Consider the following 18,676-nt stretch of genomic DNA (forward strand, 5'->3'; position numbering starts at 1 on the left):
GACTCCTCGCTCGCTTCCGTCCGCGTGCTGAACACTGGTGTGGGGGCGGCGGCTGCCCTGGCCCCGACCAGGTGGGTCGTGGCGGAGACGGCCATAATGGCAGCCGGTGGGCCGGGTTCCGTTACCGGGGCCGCCACGGACGCTCGGGCGCCCACGCCCGTCGGCAGGGATCGTCGAAGGGTGCGGTGGACAGTGGCTCCTCGTACGGACACCGAGTTGGTCCGCGGCGGGACGGCGGCGCACCTGGACCACGCGGAGGAGTGCCTGCTCGGCCGGGAACGGGAGTTGGCCGAGGTCGCCGGGTGGCTGGAGGCCGATGACGGTCCGCGGCTGGTGCTGCTGCGCGGGGAACGGGGCGTGGGGCGCAGCGCGTCCTTGCGGGCGCTGGCGGGGCGGCTGCGCGCGGCGGGCGGGGCGGCGCTGTCGCTGACATGCGTCCCCGGGGACGCGGAACGTTGGTTGCTGCTGGCCTGGCGGCTGGTGTCGGCACTGGAGGAGCACCGCGCGGCGACGGTACGGCAGCGGACCTCCGGCAATCCGGCCGCGGAGGCGCTGACCGCCGTCGAGCAGGGCGATCCGGCGGCGATGGCCGACGCGCTCACCGCGGCCCTCTCCCAGCAGGTGCCCGTGGTCGTCCTGGTCGACGACGCGCAACACGCCGACGCGGGGTCGCTGGCCGTGCTCGGCGGCCTGGCGGTGGAGGGGCTCATCTCACCGGTCCGTCTGGTGGTCACGGCCGTCGAGCAGCCCGCGGCGGTGGCGGCCGTGACGGCGCTGGGCGGCAAGGGGTGGGCACGGTCGCTGACGCTGGCCCCGCTGGAGCCGGAGCAGGTCGCCGAGGCGGTGGCACGCCGGCTGCGGGCGGTGCCCGACCCGGATCTGGCGCGGCGGGTGCACCACCTCAGCCAGGGCATCCCCGGCGCCGTCGACACGGTGCTCACCGGGTGGGCGGAGCAGGGCGCGATACGCGTCGCCGACGGCCACGCCTTTCTCGGCCCGAACGCGCCGGACCCGGTGCCGTCCGACGGCGACCGGTTCGTCACCGCGCTGCGGGCGCTGGGTGAGCCGTGCTGGACGGTGGCGTCGGCGCTGAGCGTGCTGTGGCCGCTGGGCCAGGTGGCCGAGGAGATCACCGCCGCGCTCACCGGGCTGTCCGCCGAGGATGTCGCGGCCGGCCTGGACACGCTGGCCGGGGCCGGTGTGGTGCGGCGGGTTCCGGCGCGGGAGGCGGCCCCGGCGGGCTGGGCGTTCCGGGTGCCGCTGACCGCGCACGCCGTGGCCGCGCGGTTGGGGCCGCTGCACCGCCGCCGGCTGGCCGCCGCCGCGGTCGAGGCGCTGTGGGCCCGGTACGACGCGGGCACGAAGCCGGTGCTCCTGGAGGGGGTGGACCCGGGCACGTATCTGCCCGACCGGATCGCCGACGCGGGCCCGGCGGTCGACCGGGAGCGCGCCGTGGCGGATCTGACGGCGGCGGCGGAACGGGCGCACCCCGGCTACGACGGGCCGGCCACACTGCGCCGGCTGCGGGCGGCACACCGGCTCACCGAGGATCCGGCCGGGCGCGAACTGGCCTGGCTGCGCTACGCGTTGACCGCCTTCGCCACCGGTGACCTGCCGATCGCCCGGACGGCGACCGAGAAGATCCTGCGCAACCCCGCCGAGTACCTGACCACGCCGATGCTCCAGGACGCCGTCAGCGTGCTGGTGGCCGCGACCGCGGCGGGCGAGGACTGGACCAGGCTGTCGCGGATGACCTCGGCCCGCTGGTGGAAGCGGTTCCTGCTGCCGGCGCCGGTCGCCCTGTCGGGGCAGGTCCTCGCGCTGTGCCTGGTGGAACGGTGGCGGGAGGTGCTGGAGCTGCTGGACCGTACCGAGCCGGTGTGGACCGCCGATCCGCACGGCCGGGCCATCCTGGACTGGGCGCGCACCACCGCGCTGGAGATGCTGGGCCGGGCCGACCGCCGCCGGGGCGAACTGCCCCGGCTGGACATGCCGGGGCTGCCGCCGGACACCGTCTACTCGCTGACCGTCGCGCAGACCGAACGGCTGCTGGGCGAAGGGGAGTTGGCCGGCGCGGTCGAGCTGCTGTCCACGCGCGGCCTGGCGCCGGAGGCGCTCCCGGGGACCAGCGCCTTCCTGATGCTGTATCTGCGGGGCCGGTGGGACGAGGCGCTGACGCTGGCGCGCCGGATGCTCGCCACCGACCGGGCGTTCACCGCGGCGCCCAGCCATCATCTGCTGCCTTCGCGGACGGCCGGGATCATGCTGGCCCGGGGGCGTACCACCAGCGCGAGACGGCTGCTGGAGAGCGTGCGCGGGCGCCAGGAGGGCCCGTTGCAGCACCACCTCGACCACGTGGAGGCGGAGGTGCTGCGGACCCTGGGCGACCCGGACGCCGCCGAGGAGGTGCTGCGCCGCGGCCTGGACGCCGCGCGGGAACGCGGGTACGTGCACGGCACCGCGGAGTTGTGGGCGTCGCTGACCGAGGTGTGTCTGGAGACCGGGCGGGCCGAGGAGGCGGCGCGGTGCCTTCGGCGGCTGGAGGAGGCCGACGAGCGGTTGCGGACCGGCCGGACGCGGCTGCTGTGTCTGCTGACGTCGGCGCGGGTGCTGCGGGAGGAGGACCCGCGGGCCGCGCGGCTGCGGTTGCGGGAGGCCGTGGAGCTGGCGCGGGAGCGCGGCCAGCCGTTCGAGACGGCGGTCACCCTGACCGCCGCCGTCGCCCAGGACGCGGCCCCCGAGACGGCGCTGGGCGAGGCGTACGAGCTGTTCGGCGCGACCCGGGCGGCGTTGTGGCGTTTCCACACCAGGACGGCGATGCGCGCGGCCGGACTCGCCGTGCCCGGCCGCAGACAGGCCACCGAGGAGAACGAGCATCTGCTGGCCACCTTGATCACCGAAGGATTGACGAACCGTCAGATCTCCGCCGTGCTGCGGCTGAGCGAGGACGCCGTGGCCAACCGCCTGACCCGGCTGTTCACCCGCACCGGACTGCGGTCGCGCACCGAGGTGGTGACCGCGGTCCTGACCGGAACGCTGTCGCGGGAGCCCGGCCGCTGACCACGCCGTCGTCGGCGCCGCCGGCGGCCGGGGCCCGAGGCTGCTACGGCTCGACCACGATCTTGCGGCCCTGCCCGGCCCGGAACTTCTCCAGCGCGGCCGGGTACTCCTCCAGCGGCAGCCGGTCGCTGATGAACACCGCCGGGTCGAGGACCCCGGTGGCGAAGAGCGCCGCCGCCCGCTCGTAGCTGTGCAGCACCGCCATGGAGCCGGTGATGGTGATCTCCTGGTTGTAGATCCGGTACGGCTCGATCACCGCCCGGGCCGCGTAGTCGGCGACGCCGAACTGGAGGAAGGTGCCGGCCTTGGCGACCCGGCCCAGGCCGTCCTGGATGGCGTTCTGGTTGCCGGTGGCGTCGATGACGACGTCCCAGCCGCGCGGCTGGTCGAGCTGGTCGGCACCGGCGGCCGAACGGGAGCAGCCGAGCCGCTCGGCGGTGGCCAGCCGGTCGGGGTTGATGTCGACCACGTCGACGCTGACGGCACCGGTGCGCTTGGCGAGTTCCAGCATCATCAGGCCCATCGTGCCGCTGCCGTAGATCAGCACCTCGGCGGCGACCTGGCTGCCGAGCACGTCGTAGCCGCGCACCGCGCACGACAGCGGCTCGATCAGCGCGGCGTCCCGCACGTCGACGTGGTCGGGGAGCTTGACGCAGTTGGCCACCGGGGCGAGGGCGTACTCGGCGGCGCCGCCGGCCGTGGTGACGCCGATGGCGTTCCAGCGGTCGCACAGGTTGCCCCGGCCGGCCCGGCAGTAATGGCATTCGTGGCAGTGCAGCGAGGGGTCGACGGCCACCCGGTCGCCGACCGCCACCTCGGTGACGGCGGTGCCCACGGCGGCGACCCGGCCGGCGAACTCGTGCCCGGGCACCACCGGCAGGGTGGGCGCGAACTCCCCTTGCAGGATGTGCAGATCGGTGCCGCACAGACCGCAGGCGGCGACCTCCACCACCACCTCGCGCGGCCCCGGCGTCGGGTCGGGCACGGTGGTGACGGTGACCTTGCCGGGGGCTTCGATGACCGCGGCCTTCATTTGACGGCTCCAAGCGACAGGCCCTGGACCAGCTTGTCCTGGGCGGCGAACCCGGCGACGAGCACCGGCAGGGAGATGACGGTGGACGCGGCGCAGACCTTGGCCAGGAAGAGCCCCTGACTGGTGACGAAGCCGGTGAGGAAGACCGGCGCGGTCTGCGCCACCACACCGGTGAGCACCCGCGCGAACAGCAGCTCGTTCCAGCTGAAGATGAAGCAGATCAGCGCGGTCGCGGCGATCCCGGGGCCGGCGATGGGGGCCACCACCCGGGCCAGGATCACCGGCAGCCGGGCGCCGTCGATCTGCGCCGCCTCGATCAGCGAACCGGGCACGTCGGAGAGGAACGACTGCATCATCCACACCGCGATCGGCAGGTTCATCGAGGTGTACAGGATGATCAGCAGCCACACGTTGTCCAGCAGCCCGGCGCTCTTGGCGAACAGGTAGATCGGCAGCAGGCCGGCCACCACCGGCATCATCTTGGTGGACAGGAAGAAGAAGAGCACGTCGGTCCACTTGCGGACCGGCCGGATCGACAGCGCGTACGCCGCCGGGAGCGCCAGCAGGAGCACCAGCAGCGTGGAGATGAGGCTGGCGGTCAGCGAGTTGATCAGCGCGGGCCACGGGTTGGCCCCGCCGGTGGCCCCGAAGAACTCCCGGTAGGCGTCGAGGGTGAGCGGCGCGCCCAGCGACGGCGGGTTGGTCGCGGCGTTGCTCTCCGAGTGCAGTGAGGTCAGCACCATCCACAGCACCGGCAGGACGAAGACGATCCCCACCAGCCAGGCCAGCAGGCCCAGCGCGGCCGACCGGCGCTTCGCCCGGCGCAGGGCGGGCGGTGGTGCGAGCGTGACGGCGGTCATGCGCGGGACATCTCCTCACGGAACAGGGACGAGACCACCCGCAGCGCGAAGGTGGCGATGGCGATCGAACCGATCACCACGAGCACACCGGCCGCGGACGCCTGCCCGTAGTCGTGGGCCTGGTAGAAGGTCTGGTAGATGGTGTAGGGCAGGTTCGCGGTGCCCAGTCCGCCGGAGGTGATGGTGAACACCGCGTCGAAGTTCTGCACGATGTAGATGGAACCGAGCAGCACCCCGAGTTCGAGGTAGCGCCGCAGGTGCGGCAGGGTGACGTAGCGGAAGATCTGCCAGCTCCCGGCGCCGTCCAGCCGGGCCGCCTCGATCACGTCCAGCGGGCGGCTCTGCAGTCCGGCGAGCAGGATGAGCATCATGAACGGGGTCCACTGCCACACCAGCGCGGTCTCCACGGAGATCAGCGGCATGCTGGAGATCCAGTCCGGCTGCGCCGCCGACCCGGCGCCGAAGAGCCGGGCCAGCCACGTCAGCACGCCGTTGATCAGCCCGTACTCCGGGTTGTACAGCGCGTGCTTCCACAGCAGCGCGGCGGCCACCGGCACCAGCAGGAACGGGGCGATCAGCATGGTGCGTACCACGCCGCGTCCGAAGAACTTGCGGTCCAGCAGCAGCGCGATCAGCAGGCCCAGCACCACGCTGACGATCACCACGGCGGCGGTGAGCACCACGGTGGTCACCACCGAGGAGCGCAGCGCCGGGTCGGTGGCCACCGCCAGGTAGTTGGAGGCGCCGGTGAAGTGCCGGTCGCCGGGTTGCAGCGCGTTCCAGTGGAACAGCGAGATCACCAGGGTCACCACGAAGGGCAGCTGGGTGACCACGATCAGGAAGACCAGCGCGGGCAGCAGCGGCGCGCGGGTGGCCCACGCCCGCAGGCGGGACACGGCCGGGCGCGGTGCCGGGGCCGGGGCCGGGCCGGTGCGGCGGGGCCGCACCGTCAGCTCGGTGGTGGTCATCAGTGCTGGTACCCCTTGGCGGTCCGCTCAGCGAGCGCCTGCGAGGCGCTCAGCGCCTGGTCCACCGACTCGTGGCCGGCGATGGCCGCGCTGATGTGCTGGGAGACCTTGGTGCCCAGGTCGGAGAATTCCGGGATGTCGACGAACTGGATGCCCATGGTCGGCCGGGGCTGGACGCCGGGGTTGATCGGGTCGGCGCTCTTGATGGACTCCTCGACGACCCCGGAGAATGCCTGCGCGGCGGCGCGGTAGTGCGGGTCGGCGTAGAGCGAGGCCCGGGTGCCGGGCGGCACGTTGGCCCACCCGGAGTGCTTGCCCACCAGCTGCGGGTATTCCTTGCCGGAGGCCCAGGAGATGAACTTCCAGGCGTTGTCGGCGTTGCGGGACGCCTTCTGGACGCCCCAGGCCCAGCTGTACAACCAGCCGGAGCTCTTGGTCTTGTCCACCGGCGCCTGGACGTACCCGATCTTGCCCTTCACCGGCGAGTCGGCGGCCTCCAGGGAGCCGGCGGCGGCGGTGGAGTCGTACCACATGGAGACCTTGCCCTGGGTGAGGTCGTTGAGGCATTCGGCGTAGCCGGACTCCGCGGCGCCCGCCTCGCCGTGCTGCCGGACCAGGTTCACGTAGAACTTGGTGGCGTTGACGAACTCCGGCGCGGTGAGCTGTGCCTTCCAGTCCTTGCTGAACCAGGTGCCGCCCATGGTGTTGACCATCGTGGTCAGCGGTGCGATGACCTCGCCCCAGCCGGGCTGGCCGCGCAGGCAGATGCCGCGCATCCCCGGCTGCGCGCCGTCCGCCTTGGCCGCCAGGTCCGCCACCTGCTGCCAGGTGGGCTTGGCCGGCATGGTCAGGTGCTTGGCGGCGAAGACGTCCTTGCGGTACATCAGGAACGACGACTCGCCGTAGAACGGCTCCGCGTACACCTTGCCGCCGGTGCTGAGCGAGTCGCGCATCGGGGCCAGGACGTCGGACTGGTCGAACGCCTTGTCCTTGGCGATGTAGGGGTCCAGCGGCAGCAGCCACTGGTTCTTGGCGTAGAACGGCACCTCGTAGTTGCTGACCGTCGCCACGTCGTACTGGCCGGCCTGGTTGGAGAAGTCCTGGCTGAGCTTGTCGCGCAGGTCGTTCTCGGGCAGCACGGTGAAGTTGACGTGGACGCCGGTCTCCTTGGTGAACTGCGGCGCCAGCTTCTGCAACTCCATCATCTGCGGGTTGTTCACCATCAGTACGTTGAGCGAGGTGCCGCCGGAGGAGGACTTCGCGGCGCCGCCGGCTCCGGCGCACCCGGCGAGCAGCGCCGTGGCGGCACCGGCGGCGAGGGCGATACGGACCGCGTGACGGGTTCTGGTGGTTGGCGACGTCATGGTGGAAGGCTCCCGGTCGGGTCGTCGGTGGGTAGGTGTTGTCATCAAAGGGGAAGTCATCACGGGGAGGAGGGGGTCGCGCGGATGGACCTGCGGGCGGCCACGGGTCACACCCGCAGCACCTGCGGACCCATCAGCGAGTAGCGGTGGGCCTCGGAGGTGGACAGCCCGGTGTCGGTGACCACCGCCTCGAAGTCGGCGACCTGCGCGAAGCGGCAGAAGCTCACCGCGCCGAACTTGGTGTGCACCCCGGCGAAGACACACCGCCGGGCGCTCCGCATCACCTGGGCCTTCACCTCGCACACCGCGGGGTCCGGGGTGGTCAGGCCGTACTCGCGGGAGATGCCGTTGGCGCCGACGAAGGCCAGGTCGATGACGAAGCCGGACAGCATGCGCACCGCCCAGTGCTCCACCGTCGCCAGCGTCGAGCCGCGCACCCGGCCGCCGAGCAGCAGCACGGTGGTGTTGTCCCGGCCGGCCAGCGCGCCGGCCGTCGCCAGCGAGGCGGTGACCACCGTCAACGGCCGGTCCTGCGGCAGCGCCTGGGCGATCAGCAGCGGAGTGTACCCCTCGTCGATGAAGACCGTCTCCGCCTCGCCGATCAGCTCCGCGGCGGCGGTGGCGATCCGCGACTTCTCCGGGACGTGCATGGTGGTGCGGAAGGCGAGCGTGGTCTCGAACCCCGCGCTCTCCACCGGGTAGGCACCGCCGTGCGTGCGCCGCACCAGCCCGTGTTCCTCCAGCACGTGCAGGTCACGGCGGACCGTCTCCTTCGACACGCCCAGCTCCGCGGCGAGCTTGCCGACGTCGACCGATCCGGTGCGGCGGGCCAGGTCCAGAATCCAGCGCCGCCGTTCCTCTGTTTCCACGGCGTACCTCACGTTCGCCAAGAAGGTGCCCGACACCTGTGTCCGTTCGGGCTTGTTCAGGTGTTTTTACAAGCACGCAACGGCGCTGGCCAGCGTTGGAACACGATTGATCGCGCCCGGGTATGCCCGTTTCAGGTCCGTTATACGCACTGGTCACCGCCGCGGGCATGTCCGCCGGGTGCCCGAAGGGGTGCCTGAATCCCACCGCCGGAGCGCCCGTTCGTTGCCCGTTCGGCTTCCGAAGGTGCCCGGGTGTGCCCTTCCGATGTCCGCATCCGGGCTCGTCAGGGCGCCGCGCCGGCCTTCGGGCCACTCGCGCCAGGTTTCCCTGTCGTTAGCGTGCTGGGGGGTATCGGCAACCGAAAGGTGCAAACACACGTGCCAGGATCGCGTCCTGTCCTCAAGGAGTGATCGCAATTCCCAGTGGGGAGGACGTATGCCTCAGTCGATGCTCACGGACACGGTGCGGGTGGGTATTCACGTACCCGACGCCGTCATCCGGGCGGGACTGGCCAGCTACCTTCAACAGGACCGGCGGGTGCGGGAAATCCCGTCGGACCGCATGCACGAGGCGGACGTGATCGTGGTCGCCGTGGACACCGTGGACGCCTCCGCCCTGGAGCAGTTGCGTGCCGTGTCCAACCGGGCGGACGCGCGGTTCGTGATGGTCGTCGGCAAGCAGTGGCAGGCCGACATCTCGACCGCCGTCGACCGGGGGGTGCGCGGGGTGCTGTGGCGTGACGCCTTCACCCCGCCGATGTTCCTGCGCACCCTGGTCACCGTGGCCGAGGGCGGCGGCAGCTTCCCCCCGGCCCTCCAGGGCACCTTGATGGAACAGGTCCAGTGGACCCAGCGCGAGGTCCTCACCCCACGCGGTCTCAACGCCTCCGGCGTCAGCGCCCGCGAGGTCGACGTCCTGCGCCTGGTCGCCGAGGGCGAGGAACTCTCGGAGATCGCGGTGAAGCTCTCCTACTCCGAACGCACCGTCAAATACATCCTGTACGGCCTGATGAAGCGCATGCAACTACGCAACCGCGCCCACGCCGTCTCCTACGCCATACGTTCGGGTCTGATCTGACCGGGGTGTCTCCGGGCTGACGGGGGCCGGAGACACCCGGATGATCCCAGCGGGTCAGCGGGCGAGACGGGGGAAGAGGACTTCGGCGTTGCCGCGGTCGATCGCCTCGGCCTGGCCGGGGGCGAAGCCGGGGTACGCCTCCAGGTAGCCGTTGTAGTAGGAGCCGGCTTCCTGCGGGGCGAAGGGCCAGTCGCTGCCGTAGAGGACGTGGCCGGGTTCGGCGAAGGCGAGCAGCGCGGGCAGGGCGCTGGGGCTGGCGGACAGCGCGGTGTCGAAGTAGAACCGCCGCAGGTCGCGCAGGATGTCGTCGGCCGTACGGCCGGGGTCGACGACGATGGAGGTCAGGCCGGAGAAGCGGTAGGCCGCGTACGGCAGGAACCCGCCGCCGTGGGCGAGGATCACGCGTACGTGCGGGTGGCGGCCGATGACACCGTTCAGCACGAGGTTGAGCGCGGTGCGGGTGGTGTCGAAGACGAAGTCGGCGAGCGGGGCCGGGGTGCCGGGCAGCCACGCCATCGGCGGCTGGGCGGGGTGGACGAAGACGGTGGCCCGGCGGCGGTCGAGTTCGTCCCAGAGCGGTTCGAAGCCGGGGTCGCCGAGGTAGCGGCCGTGGACGTTGGACATCAGCACGACGCCGTCGGCCCCCAGGGTGTCCAGCGCGTAGGCGGTCTCGGCCAGCGCGGCGTCGACGTCGGGCAGAGGGACCGAGGCGAAGTGGCCGAAGCGGTCGGGGCGGTCCTTGACGACTTCGGCGCCGTATTCGTTGACGGCGCGGGCGAGGGTACGGGCCCGCGTGTCGTCGCCGAGGTGGACACCGGGGGCGGTCACGGAGAGGACGCCGGTGGCGATGGACTGCTCGTCCATCATCGCGATGGCGCCCCCGGTGCTCCAGGCGGGGACGGCCCAGCCGCCGGTGTCGTGGCCGATCGCGGCCAGGGCGTCGGCCCAGACCGGCGGTACGAGGTGCTGGTGGACATCGATGCGGGCGGGGAAGGACATGGACGCTTACCCTCCTAGTACTTAGCTTGCTAAGCAATCTCGGAGGTAAGCTAACAGCCGTGCGAGACAGCAGCAAGGACATCCCCGGCCGGGGCCCGGCGCCCGGCGGCCAGGAGGACGTGGAGGAGTTGGCGCACGCCGCCGACCGGCTCTTCTACGCGATGCGCCGGTCACGGACGGCCACCGCCGGGCAATCGGCGGTCGGGCTGTCCATGGCCCAGCTCGCCCTGCTGGTCCCCCTGGCCGACGACACCCGGGGCGAGGGGCTGCCGGTCAGCCGGCTCGCCGCCGGGGCCGAGATCAGCGTGCCCACCGCGACCCGCATGCTCCAGCAACTGGAGGCCAAGGGCGTCGTCACCCGGCGGCGCTCCCCCCACGACGAACGCCGCGTCCTCGTCCGCCTCACCGAGGACGGCGCCGCCCGCCTCGAAGCCATGCGCGGCGAACTGCGAAGCCGCCAGTTCCAGGCGCTCTCCCACTACACCCCGGGCGAACGCCGAGCCCTCGCCGAGCAGTTGCACCGCCTCACCGACGTCATCGGCGGCGCGGCACCGGGGCCGGAGCGGGACCGGTAGCCGGCGGAGGGTCTGGCTCGACGGTCTGGCGATACTGCCGGGAGTGTGCAGATCCGCTGTCGTCGTCGATGGCGGCTGAGGCGGTGTTCTGCTCGGGTCGGTACGGGCCACGGCGGTGGCGGAGGCTTCAGCGGACCCGGCGGCGGGTGGTGTTGTTGAAGCGGGGGGAGACGGCGGAGTGTCCAGTGTGCGGCCGGTCCTGGGCGGTGGGGGTGGGCCGTTCGAGGGTGGCTGTCTACTGCTCGCCGCGTTGCCGAGTTCGCCGTGACCCAGGAGTGACCTCTCCGACGCCGGCCACGGGCCGCCCCGACACGGAGATCCCTCCTCCGTCTTCCTCTCGCTCTCACAGAAAGGCCTGGGCCACGACCTCGCTGGTCGCTCAGGAGAAGTCATTCACTCTCGTCCGCCACGAAGTTGTCAACTGCGTCAGCCGCCATGACGGAAAAGTTGTCATACGGCTCAGGGTCGCCGCCCTCGCCCGGCCACCATTCGTACGCGGTCCACTCGCCGTCCTCCCCGACGCCGTCCGCATGCAGTAGCCAATTGCCACCGCTGCCACCGTTGTCGTTTGAGATCAGCAGGCACCGCTTGAGCACCTCAAGGTTCTCGGCGGAGAATTCCGTGTCAGGCGACGACCACCATTCGAAGACCTGGGGGCTCAGGTCAGGAAACCACCCGATCTCATCGACCGTGAGAAGATCGAGTTCGCCGATGGACTTCCAGCCATTGCTGGTCAGCAGGAAGTTCCGGTACGTCGGCGGCAGCCGGACCCCGAGTCGCTCTTCAGCGGCCAGCACCGCCTCCTCGCTCGCCGGCTCGTAGCCCAGCCATCCAGCCTTCCGTTGGGTCCGACTCAGCATGTACTTCGCTCTCCCCTCCGACTCGGCCTCACGGAGATAGCCTGAGTTCAGGAACGTGGAGCTGTAATCACCGAGGAACTGGCGCCACTCGGTGACAGTCAGCAGCCGGGAATCAGACATTGGCGAACTCCTGTCACTTTCTTCTTTTTCTCTCTCAGCCCGCAGGGGAAGCCCGGCATCAGTTCAGCCTGATGTGGGCACCGTGGTATCTACGGCGTTCAGCCAAGCCCGGTTCACACGGACCGATGCCCAACAAACCGCAGGTTCAAAAAATCCACTCACCGCGCGCACAACCTCTCCAGCGCCGACCGGCTCTCGTCGTCCGCGGCGCGGAAGACCAGCAGCCGCTGATCCGGGTCCTCCAGCGGCACCAGCACCTCGAAGCGCACGGTGATCACACCGGCGTCGGGGTGGCGCATCACCTTGTCGCCGCGGCCGTTGACCTTGATGTCCCGTTCACCCCACAGCCACGCGAACTCCTCGTCTCCGGTGAGGAGTTCGGCGATGAGGTCGGTCAGCGGCCGGTCCTCCGGATGCGCGGCCCACGCCGTGCGCAGGTGGGCGACGCCTTCGCGTACGACGCGTTCCCGGTCGGCGTAGAGCGCGCGGATACGCGGATGCATCAGGCAGAGCCACATCGCGTTGCGCCGCGCCGAAGGGAGGGTGTCGAAGTCCAGGAGGAGCCTGGTCATTTCGGGGTTCCAGGCCAGGATGTCGAAGCGGTGGTTCATCAGCATGGCCGGCAGTGGTGACAGGTCGGTGACGAGCCGGGCCAGGGGCGGCGGGGCGGTGGTGGCGGGCTTGTCGGCGGTAGAGGGGCGTTGCCCGGCCAGGTTGAACAGGTAGGCGCGTTCGGCGGGGGTCAGGCGCAGCGCGCGGGCCAGCGCCTCCACCACGTCCGCCGAGGGGCGCGTACCGCGGCCCTGTTCCAGCCGGACGACGTAGTCGACGCTGACCCCGGCCAGTTCGGCGACGTCCTCGCGGCGCAGTCCCGGGGTCCGCCGGGCCTGGCGGCGCGGGGGCAGGCCGAGGTCGTAAGGGTCGAGCCGTTCGCGGCGGCTCCGCAGGAAGGCGGCCAGTTCGTGGGTGGTCTCCAGGGTGCGGGTCGTCATGGTCGTTGCAACAGCGAGGGTGGGACCGGCGTTCCCAGGATGCCGTCTCCCTTACCCCCGCCTCGTGGTCGTCGCAGCCTTGTTCCCGGCAACGGAACACGACCACAGGAGGACACGATGGCGCTCACCCTCGACACCTACCGGCTGCTGGGCCGCTCCGGGCTGCGGGTGTCACCGCTGGCGCTGGGGGCCGCCACCTTCGGCACCGAGTGGGGCTGGGGAGCCGAGCGGGACGAGGCCCGCAAGCTGTTCGACCTCTACACCGGGCAGGGTGGCAACTTCATCGACACCGCCAACACCTACACGGGCGGCAGCTCCGAGCGCATGCTGGGCGAGTTCGCCCGCGGCGACCGGGAGAGCCTGGTGCTGGCGACGAAGTACACGACGCTGCGCCGGCCCGGCGACCCGAACTCCGGTGGCGCGCACCGCAAGAGCCTGTTCGCCTCGGTGGAGTCGAGTCTGCGGCAGCTCGGCACCGACTACATCGACCTGCTCTACCTGCACGTGTGGGACGCCACGACCCCGGTCGAGGAGATCCTGCGCGGCATGGACGACCTGGTCCGGCAGGGCAAGGTGTTGTACGTGGCGATCTCCAACGCCCCCGCCTGGCAGGTGTCGCGCATGCAGACCATCGCCGACCTGCGCGGCTGGTCCCCGCTGGTCGCGTTGCAGATCGAGTACAACCTGGTCGAGCGTTCCGGGGAACGCGACCTGATCCCCATGGCACGGGAGATGGGGCTCGGTGTGGTCCCGTATTCGCCGCTGGCCGGCGGGGTGCTCACCGGCAAGTACACCCGTGACGACCTGACCGCGGCGAACGACGCCTCCGGAGACGGCACCCGCAAGAGTTTCAACCTCGCCCTGGGCACGCTCACCGAACGCAGCCTCGCGATCGCCGACGTCGTCAAGGAGGTCGCCGCCGAGCTGGGCCGCTCCCCCGCCCAGGTCGGGCTGGCGTGGGCCCTGCGGAACCCGGCGGTGACGGCACCGGTCATCGGCGCCCGTACCCCCGCGCAACTGGAGGATAATCTGGGCGCCTTGGAGGTCGACCTCACCGACGGGCAACTGGCCCGCCTCGACGCGGCCGGCGCGATCGACCTCGGCTTCCCGCACGACATCCTCGCCAGTGACCACATCCGCACCGTGACCACGGGCGGCCTGCGGATCGAACCGCGCCGCTGATACCCCCTACCGCGTGGCGACCGGGTTGCGCAGGGTGCCGATGCCTTCGACGGTGACGGTCACCTCGTCGCCGTCGGCCATGGCGGCGCTGCCTTCGGGGGTGCCGGTGAGCAGCACGTCACCGGGGAGGAGGGTCATCAGGTGGCTGACTTCGGAGACGAGTTCGGCGGTGCCACGGGTGAGGTGGGCGGTGCTGCCGTGCTGCCGGAGTTCGCCGTTGAGGTGGGTGGTGATGACGGCGGCTCCGGGGTCGGCGTCGGTGGTGATCCAGGGGCCGAGCGGGCAGAAGGTGTCCATGCCCTTGGCCTTGGTCCACTGGCCGCCGTCGGTGCCGATGTCCCAGGCGGTGACGTCGTTGGCGCAGGTGTGGCCGAAGACGTGGGCCGCCGCCTGGTCGGGGGTGACCGAGCGGCAGGTGGTGCCGATGACGACGGCGAGTTCGCCTTCGTACCGGACGTCCTTGGCCTCGGCGGGGAGCAGGATCGGCTCGCCTGGGCCGATGACGGCGGTGGGGGGTTTGAGGTGGATCACCAGGGTGCCGGAGGCGTCGCCGCGTCCGCCGTAGTTGCGGCCGATGACCACGATCTTGCCGGGGACGACGGGCGCCAGCAGGCGGGCGTGTTCCAGCGGCAGGGTCTCCCCGGTGAGGCGCGGTGACGGTCCGGGCGGGAAGCGTTGGTCCGCGAGGACGCGGACGGTCCTGTGGTCCGGGTCGGCGATGGCGTGGCGGGGTCCGTCCGCGGTCATCACGCGTGCGAGGTGCATGGCGTTCTCCTCATCGTCCCGGCTGCGGCTGGGGTCGCGCGGCCGGTGTGTCGTGGAGGTGGGGAAGGAGGGCGGCGGCGGGGCGCAGTCCGTGTCCGGGGCCGGGCGGCGGCGGGGCGAGGTGGTGTTCGCGGTCGACGCTGTAGGCCGGTTCGGTGAGGGGCTGCGGGAACCATTCGTCCTGGCGTCCGCACTCCACCGCCACCAGGTCGGCGAGGCGTGCGGCGAGGGTCCGCCCGGCCGACCACAGGGGGCCGATCTCGCCGACCTGTACCCCGAGTTGTACGCGCAGCCCTTCCTGGTGGGCGAGGCGGGCCAGGCGCAGGGAGGGCAGCAGGCCGCCGCACTTGGAGACGCGTATGTTGATCAGGGACGCGGCGCCGGTGGCGGCGGCCCGGGTGATGTCGGCGGCGTCGACCGCGGATTCGTCGAGCATCACCGGCATGCCGCCGTCCTGGACGCGGCGCAGGGTCGTCCAGTCCCTGGGGGCGGTCGGTTCCTCCAGCCAGTCGACGGCGGCGGAGTGCGACAGCAGGCAGGCGCCTTCCTCGGCGTCCCGTGGTGACCAGCCGCCGTTGGCGTCGACGGAGATCCGCACACCCGGTCCGAGCAGATGCCGGATCTGTCGGGCGTGTTCGGCGGTCTCCCGTGGTGAAGGCAGCGCCTTGAGCTTGACGTGGCGCAGCCGGGAGCGCACCTCGGGCGGCAGCGCGCCGAGTTGTTCCTCCGGGGTGCGGCTGGTGTCGACCACCTCGCTGACGGGACGGGGCCGCGGGGCGGGGGTCAGTACGGGTGCGGCCCACGGGCAGGCGTCGAGCACGTCGGAGAAGGAACGCCCGTGGATGCGGCACACCGCGTCCAGCAGCGCGGTCTCCAGCGCGGCGGCGGCGGCCGGCGCCGGACGGGCGCCGCCGAGCAGACGGGGCAGGTCGACGGCGGCGAGGGCGTCGATCGCGGCGTCGAAGTCACCGGTCGGCAGCAGGCGCGCGAGCCGGCCCGGGTCGAAGGCGCGTAGGCGGCGTACGACGCTCTCCGGCGTCTCACCGGTCACGTAGGGGCGCGGGGCGCCCTCGCCCCAGCCCTCCACACCGTTCAGTTCCACGGTCACCAGGACCGAGGCGGTGGTGGTGTGGCTGTGGCGGGCATGGGCGAAGGCCCGGCGCATGGGGACGGTGGCGGTGTGGACGGCGGTCACCCGCGGCGCGGCGGTCACCGGTGGTCCGTCCGTCCGGCCGGGTCGGGAACGGCCGGGTCGGGTACGGCCACGCCGGCCAGCCAGTCCCACAACGGTTTGCGGGCGGCGGAGAACTCCAGGTAGTGGTGGTCGGAGCAGAACCGCACCTCGGTGAAGCCGGGGCTCAGCCGGGCCAGCACCTCGGCGGAGGTCTCCAGGTCGATCACCGCGTCCCGCTCGGGCCGTACGAAGTACACCGGGACGTCCGGCCGGCCGCCGTGCCAGGGGCCCGCCTCGCGGTACAACGACTCCAGGTCGACCATGACGGCACGGAAGCCCTCGGTGACCTGACGCAACATCAGGTGGTCGTTGGCCATGAAGGACAGGTAGGTGTGGTCCCCGGTGTAGTCCTCGTCCCGCAGGGTGACCGGGGAGCGCCGCAGCCCGCGCTGCCGCTGGATGCGGGCCGTGCCGTCGCTGCCGTGCCGGCGGTGCTGCTGGCCGAGGGCGGGCGCGCACAGCACCACGGCGTCGGGCGCGATCCGGCCGGTGGACAGCAGCGCGGCCAGGACGCTGCCGCCGAAGCTCTGCCCGACCGCGACGACCGGCACACCGGGGCAGCGGGCGCGTACCGCCTCGAAGTGTGCCGCGTAGTCGTCGAGCACCTCCCGCGCCGAGGTCAGATGGCCGCGCGGGCCCCCGCTGGACCCCGAGCCACGCCGGTCGGCGGCGTACACCGCGCAGCCCCGCGCGGCCAGTTCGGGCCCGGTTTCGAAGAGCCACCCGGCGTGGCTCTGCAGTCCGTGCACGTAGAAGACGGCCGCGCGGACGTCCTCGGGCTCCCATCGGCGCACCGCCAGCGGAACGCCGTCCGGGGCGGCGGTGACGGTGGTGGTGGCGGGGTGGAGGGTCGCGGGGGGATGCTGGGTGATCACGGCGGTGGGGTCACCTTTCGGCGAGGTGTGCGCGGCCTGGGACAGGGGTCACTGCGGCAGGGCGAGTCCGAGTTCGTCGATCAACTCCAAGAGGGCGCCGTCGCGTTGGATCCAGTGGTGTTTGATCTGCATGGCCGCCGCGCCGCGCCGCCGCTGCTCCTCGGCGAGGGCCACGAAGCCGCCCGGGGCCAGCGGCAGCAGGCGCAGCGGGCGCAGCCGTTCGGTGCGGCGCTTGTCGGCGTACTCCGGGTTGCACCGCTGCAAGGCCGCCTCGGCCGCGGCGGCGAACCCCTTGCGTTCGGGACGGCCGAGCCGGGCCGGCCACTCCACGGCGAGCACGTACCCGGGCGGGGCGCCCCAGGAGGGGACGCAGGTGAAGACCGGCAGGCTCCCCCACGCCGGGTCGTACGCCTCGCGGACGGCCTGGTGGACGTGGTCCTCGGTGAGCTTCTCACCGGTGAAGGAGCTGCCGAACCCGGCCCGGCCGGCGAACTCCAGCCGCGGCAGCTCGCCCACCGTGCCGACGGCGGTGTACACGTCCTGCACGTCGTACCGGTACAACCCGTTGGCCTGGCTCATCACCAGCCGGTAGGAGCGCCCGGTCTCCAGCTCGAACGGGGAGAGCGTGGGCGTCCACGGGTCCAGCGGCCCTCCGTCGTCCCCGTCCTGGTACGGGACGAACTCGTAGAACCCCTGGTCGGCGGCGAGCGGGCCGGCCGAGGGGTGGCCGTCCACCGGGATGGTGACGATCCCCTCGGTGCCGGTGGTGCTGAACGGGAGTTTGGGGACGCCGGGGGTGACCTCCTCCAGCCAGTCGCGGTAGAGCCCGGCGGAGGCGGAGTTCCAGCACACCACCAGCGACAGCCCCGGCCACAGGTCGTACAGGCGCAGCCCCTCCGGCCTGCGCCGCAGCACGCTCTCCAGGGCGCGGGCCCGCCACGGGTCGGCCGTCATCCCCGCCTCCGGCCGGCCGCACACCGTTCCCTTGGCGACGTCCTCGACCAACTCGGCGCCGCGCGTGGCCAGTTGCTCGGCGAGCCCGACGATCTTCGACGGGTTGAGCGTCACCACCATCCGCACGTCCGACGCGGCGAGCAGGCACAGCTTGCGGTAGAGGGTGTCGGCGTACCCCTCCCCGTCGTCGCCGCGCAGCCAGGGCGCGTCGTACCACGGCGGCACCCAGTCCTGCGCGCCGACGGCGGCCGGACGCCGCGAGATGCTGTACACCGGGAACCCGTGCAGGCTGCGCGAGACCGGGGTGCGCTCCCACGACAGGTCCAGCACGTGATCGGCGACGTGGTGGAAGACCTCGGTGCGCTCGAAGTACAGCCCCCACTGGGCGTACAGGCCGCGTCCCCGGTACCGGTCCCGCCAGTGCCGGGTCGTCGGCACGTACTTCGGCCGTCCGCTCGATCCGGAGGTGGTCAGGAACGCGTAGGGCGCGCTGCGGGTGAGGACGTCGGCCTCGCCCGCCAACTGCCGTTCCACGTAGGGCCGTAACTCCTCGTAGGAGCGAATGGGCACCGCCCGCCGCCACTCGGCCGCCGTGGTCACCTTGGCCAGTTCGTGGTCGCGGCCGAACGCCGTGCCACGGGCCTGGTCCAGGAGATCACCCAGCACCTCCGCGACGACCGGGCGGGGGTCCCGGCACAGCGCCCGCTGCCGGGCCAGGGCTCTGATCGTCCGGGCCGCGAAGTCCTCACCGACCACGCCCCGTGCGGGCGCGGGCGCAACGTCGGGCAAAGCCATCGGTAACCCCCTTCGTCGTCCACCGCGGCCGGGCCGGATCAGGCCCGGTCACGGTGTGGTCCATGCGGTCATCCGGCGGCCCGGGGCCCACCG

At 72.0% G+C, this 18,676-nt stretch carries 16 protein-coding genes; 4 read left to right on the plus strand and 12 right to left on the minus strand.

Annotated features, from left to right (window positions below; genetic code table 11):
* The first annotated feature begins 192 nt into the window (after positions 1-192).
* A complete protein-coding gene (locus tag SCATT_RS40235; protein ID WP_014141207.1) occupies positions 193-3,060 on the plus strand; it encodes an AAA family ATPase in 2,868 nt (955 codons plus the stop codon).
* Between the two features lie 43 nt (positions 3,061-3,103).
* Here the strand turns inward: SCATT_RS40235 and SCATT_RS02010 are convergent, their stop codons facing one another.
* The 5 genes from SCATT_RS02010 to SCATT_RS02030 form a co-directional block, all read right to left on the minus strand.
* Positions 3,104-4,093 (minus strand): zinc-dependent alcohol dehydrogenase family protein, encoded by a 990-nt coding sequence (locus SCATT_RS02010; protein ID WP_014141208.1) that lies wholly within the window; start codon positions 4,091-4,093, stop codon positions 3,104-3,106.
* On the minus strand, positions 4,090-4,953 hold the full coding sequence (locus SCATT_RS02015; RefSeq protein ID WP_014141209.1) for a carbohydrate ABC transporter permease: 864 nt from the start codon (positions 4,951-4,953) through the stop codon (positions 4,090-4,092). The genes SCATT_RS02010 and SCATT_RS02015 overlap by 4 nt, the downstream gene beginning before the upstream one ends.
* On the minus strand, positions 4,950-5,921 hold the full coding sequence (locus tag SCATT_RS02020; RefSeq protein ID WP_014141210.1) for a carbohydrate ABC transporter permease: 972 nt from the start codon (positions 5,919-5,921) through the stop codon (positions 4,950-4,952). The genes SCATT_RS02015 and SCATT_RS02020 overlap by 4 nt, the downstream gene beginning before the upstream one ends.
* Positions 5,921-7,285, minus strand: a complete 1,365-nt coding sequence (locus SCATT_RS02025; protein ID WP_014141211.1) for an ABC transporter substrate-binding protein — start codon at positions 7,283-7,285, stop codon at positions 5,921-5,923. The genes SCATT_RS02020 and SCATT_RS02025 overlap by 1 nt, the downstream gene beginning before the upstream one ends.
* Positions 7,286-7,392: 107 nt before the next feature.
* Positions 7,393-8,154 (minus strand): DeoR/GlpR family DNA-binding transcription regulator, encoded by a 762-nt coding sequence (locus tag SCATT_RS02030; protein ID WP_041824999.1) that lies wholly within the window; start codon positions 8,152-8,154, stop codon positions 7,393-7,395.
* Positions 8,155-8,602: 448 nt separating this feature from the next.
* Here SCATT_RS02030 and SCATT_RS02035 point away from each other — a divergent pair, with 448 nt between their 5' ends.
* On the plus strand, positions 8,603-9,232 hold the full coding sequence (locus SCATT_RS02035) for a response regulator transcription factor (RefSeq protein WP_231905020.1): 630 nt from the start codon (positions 8,603-8,605) through the stop codon (positions 9,230-9,232).
* 54 nt (positions 9,233-9,286) lie between these two features.
* On the opposite strand, the gene SCATT_RS02040 is transcribed toward SCATT_RS02035, so the two are convergent.
* Positions 9,287-10,231: an amidohydrolase family protein gene (locus tag SCATT_RS02040; protein ID WP_014141215.1), complete on the minus strand. Its 945-nt coding sequence runs from the start codon at positions 10,229-10,231 to the stop codon at positions 9,287-9,289.
* A 59-nt stretch (positions 10,232-10,290) separates the two neighbouring features.
* Here SCATT_RS02040 and SCATT_RS02045 point away from each other — a divergent pair, with 59 nt between their 5' ends.
* Positions 10,291-10,806, plus strand: coding sequence for a MarR family winged helix-turn-helix transcriptional regulator (locus tag SCATT_RS02045; RefSeq protein ID WP_014141216.1), 516 nt, complete (start codon positions 10,291-10,293; stop codon positions 10,804-10,806).
* A gap of 389 nt (positions 10,807-11,195) precedes the next feature.
* Here the strand turns inward: SCATT_RS02045 and SCATT_RS02050 are convergent, their stop codons facing one another.
* Positions 11,196-11,786: an SMI1/KNR4 family protein gene (locus tag SCATT_RS02050; protein ID WP_014141217.1), complete on the minus strand. Its 591-nt coding sequence runs from the start codon at positions 11,784-11,786 to the stop codon at positions 11,196-11,198.
* A 158-nt stretch (positions 11,787-11,944) separates the two neighbouring features.
* Positions 11,945-12,778: a helix-turn-helix transcriptional regulator gene (locus SCATT_RS02055; protein WP_014141218.1), complete on the minus strand. Its 834-nt coding sequence runs from the start codon at positions 12,776-12,778 to the stop codon at positions 11,945-11,947.
* Positions 12,779-12,895: 117 nt separating this feature from the next.
* On the opposite strand from SCATT_RS02055, the gene SCATT_RS02060 reads away from it, so the two are divergent.
* Positions 12,896-13,960, plus strand: a complete 1,065-nt coding sequence (locus SCATT_RS02060; RefSeq protein WP_014141219.1) for an aldo/keto reductase — start codon at positions 12,896-12,898, stop codon at positions 13,958-13,960.
* A gap of 6 nt (positions 13,961-13,966) precedes the next feature.
* Here SCATT_RS02060 and SCATT_RS02065 read toward each other — a convergent pair whose 3' ends face one another.
* The 4 genes from SCATT_RS02065 to SCATT_RS02080 are packed head-to-tail and all read right to left on the minus strand — an operon-like array spanning position 13,967 to position 18,583.
* A complete protein-coding gene (locus SCATT_RS02065; protein WP_014141220.1) occupies positions 13,967-14,725 on the minus strand; it encodes a fumarylacetoacetate hydrolase family protein in 759 nt (252 codons plus the stop codon).
* Between the two features lie 10 nt (positions 14,726-14,735).
* Positions 14,736-15,938 (minus strand): enolase C-terminal domain-like protein, encoded by a 1,203-nt coding sequence (locus SCATT_RS02070; protein WP_014141221.1) that lies wholly within the window; start codon positions 15,936-15,938, stop codon positions 14,736-14,738.
* Positions 15,935-16,834 carry an alpha/beta hydrolase gene (locus SCATT_RS02075; protein WP_014141222.1) on the minus strand — a complete coding sequence of 300 codons (900 nt, stop codon included), beginning with the start codon at positions 16,832-16,834 and terminating at the stop codon, positions 15,935-15,937. Before SCATT_RS02075 ends, SCATT_RS02070 begins: the two co-directional genes overlap by 4 nt.
* Positions 16,835-16,882: 48 nt before the next feature.
* Entirely contained in the window at positions 16,883-18,583 is a 1,701-nt protein-coding gene (locus SCATT_RS02080; protein ID WP_014141223.1) for a GH3 auxin-responsive promoter family protein, read from the minus strand.
* Positions 18,584-18,676 lie beyond the last annotated feature (93 nt).

It is taken from the genome of Streptantibioticus cattleyicolor NRRL 8057 = DSM 46488, from assembly GCF_000240165.1.
Classification (GTDB): domain Bacteria; phylum Actinomycetota; class Actinomycetes; order Streptomycetales; family Streptomycetaceae; genus Streptantibioticus; species Streptantibioticus cattleyicolor.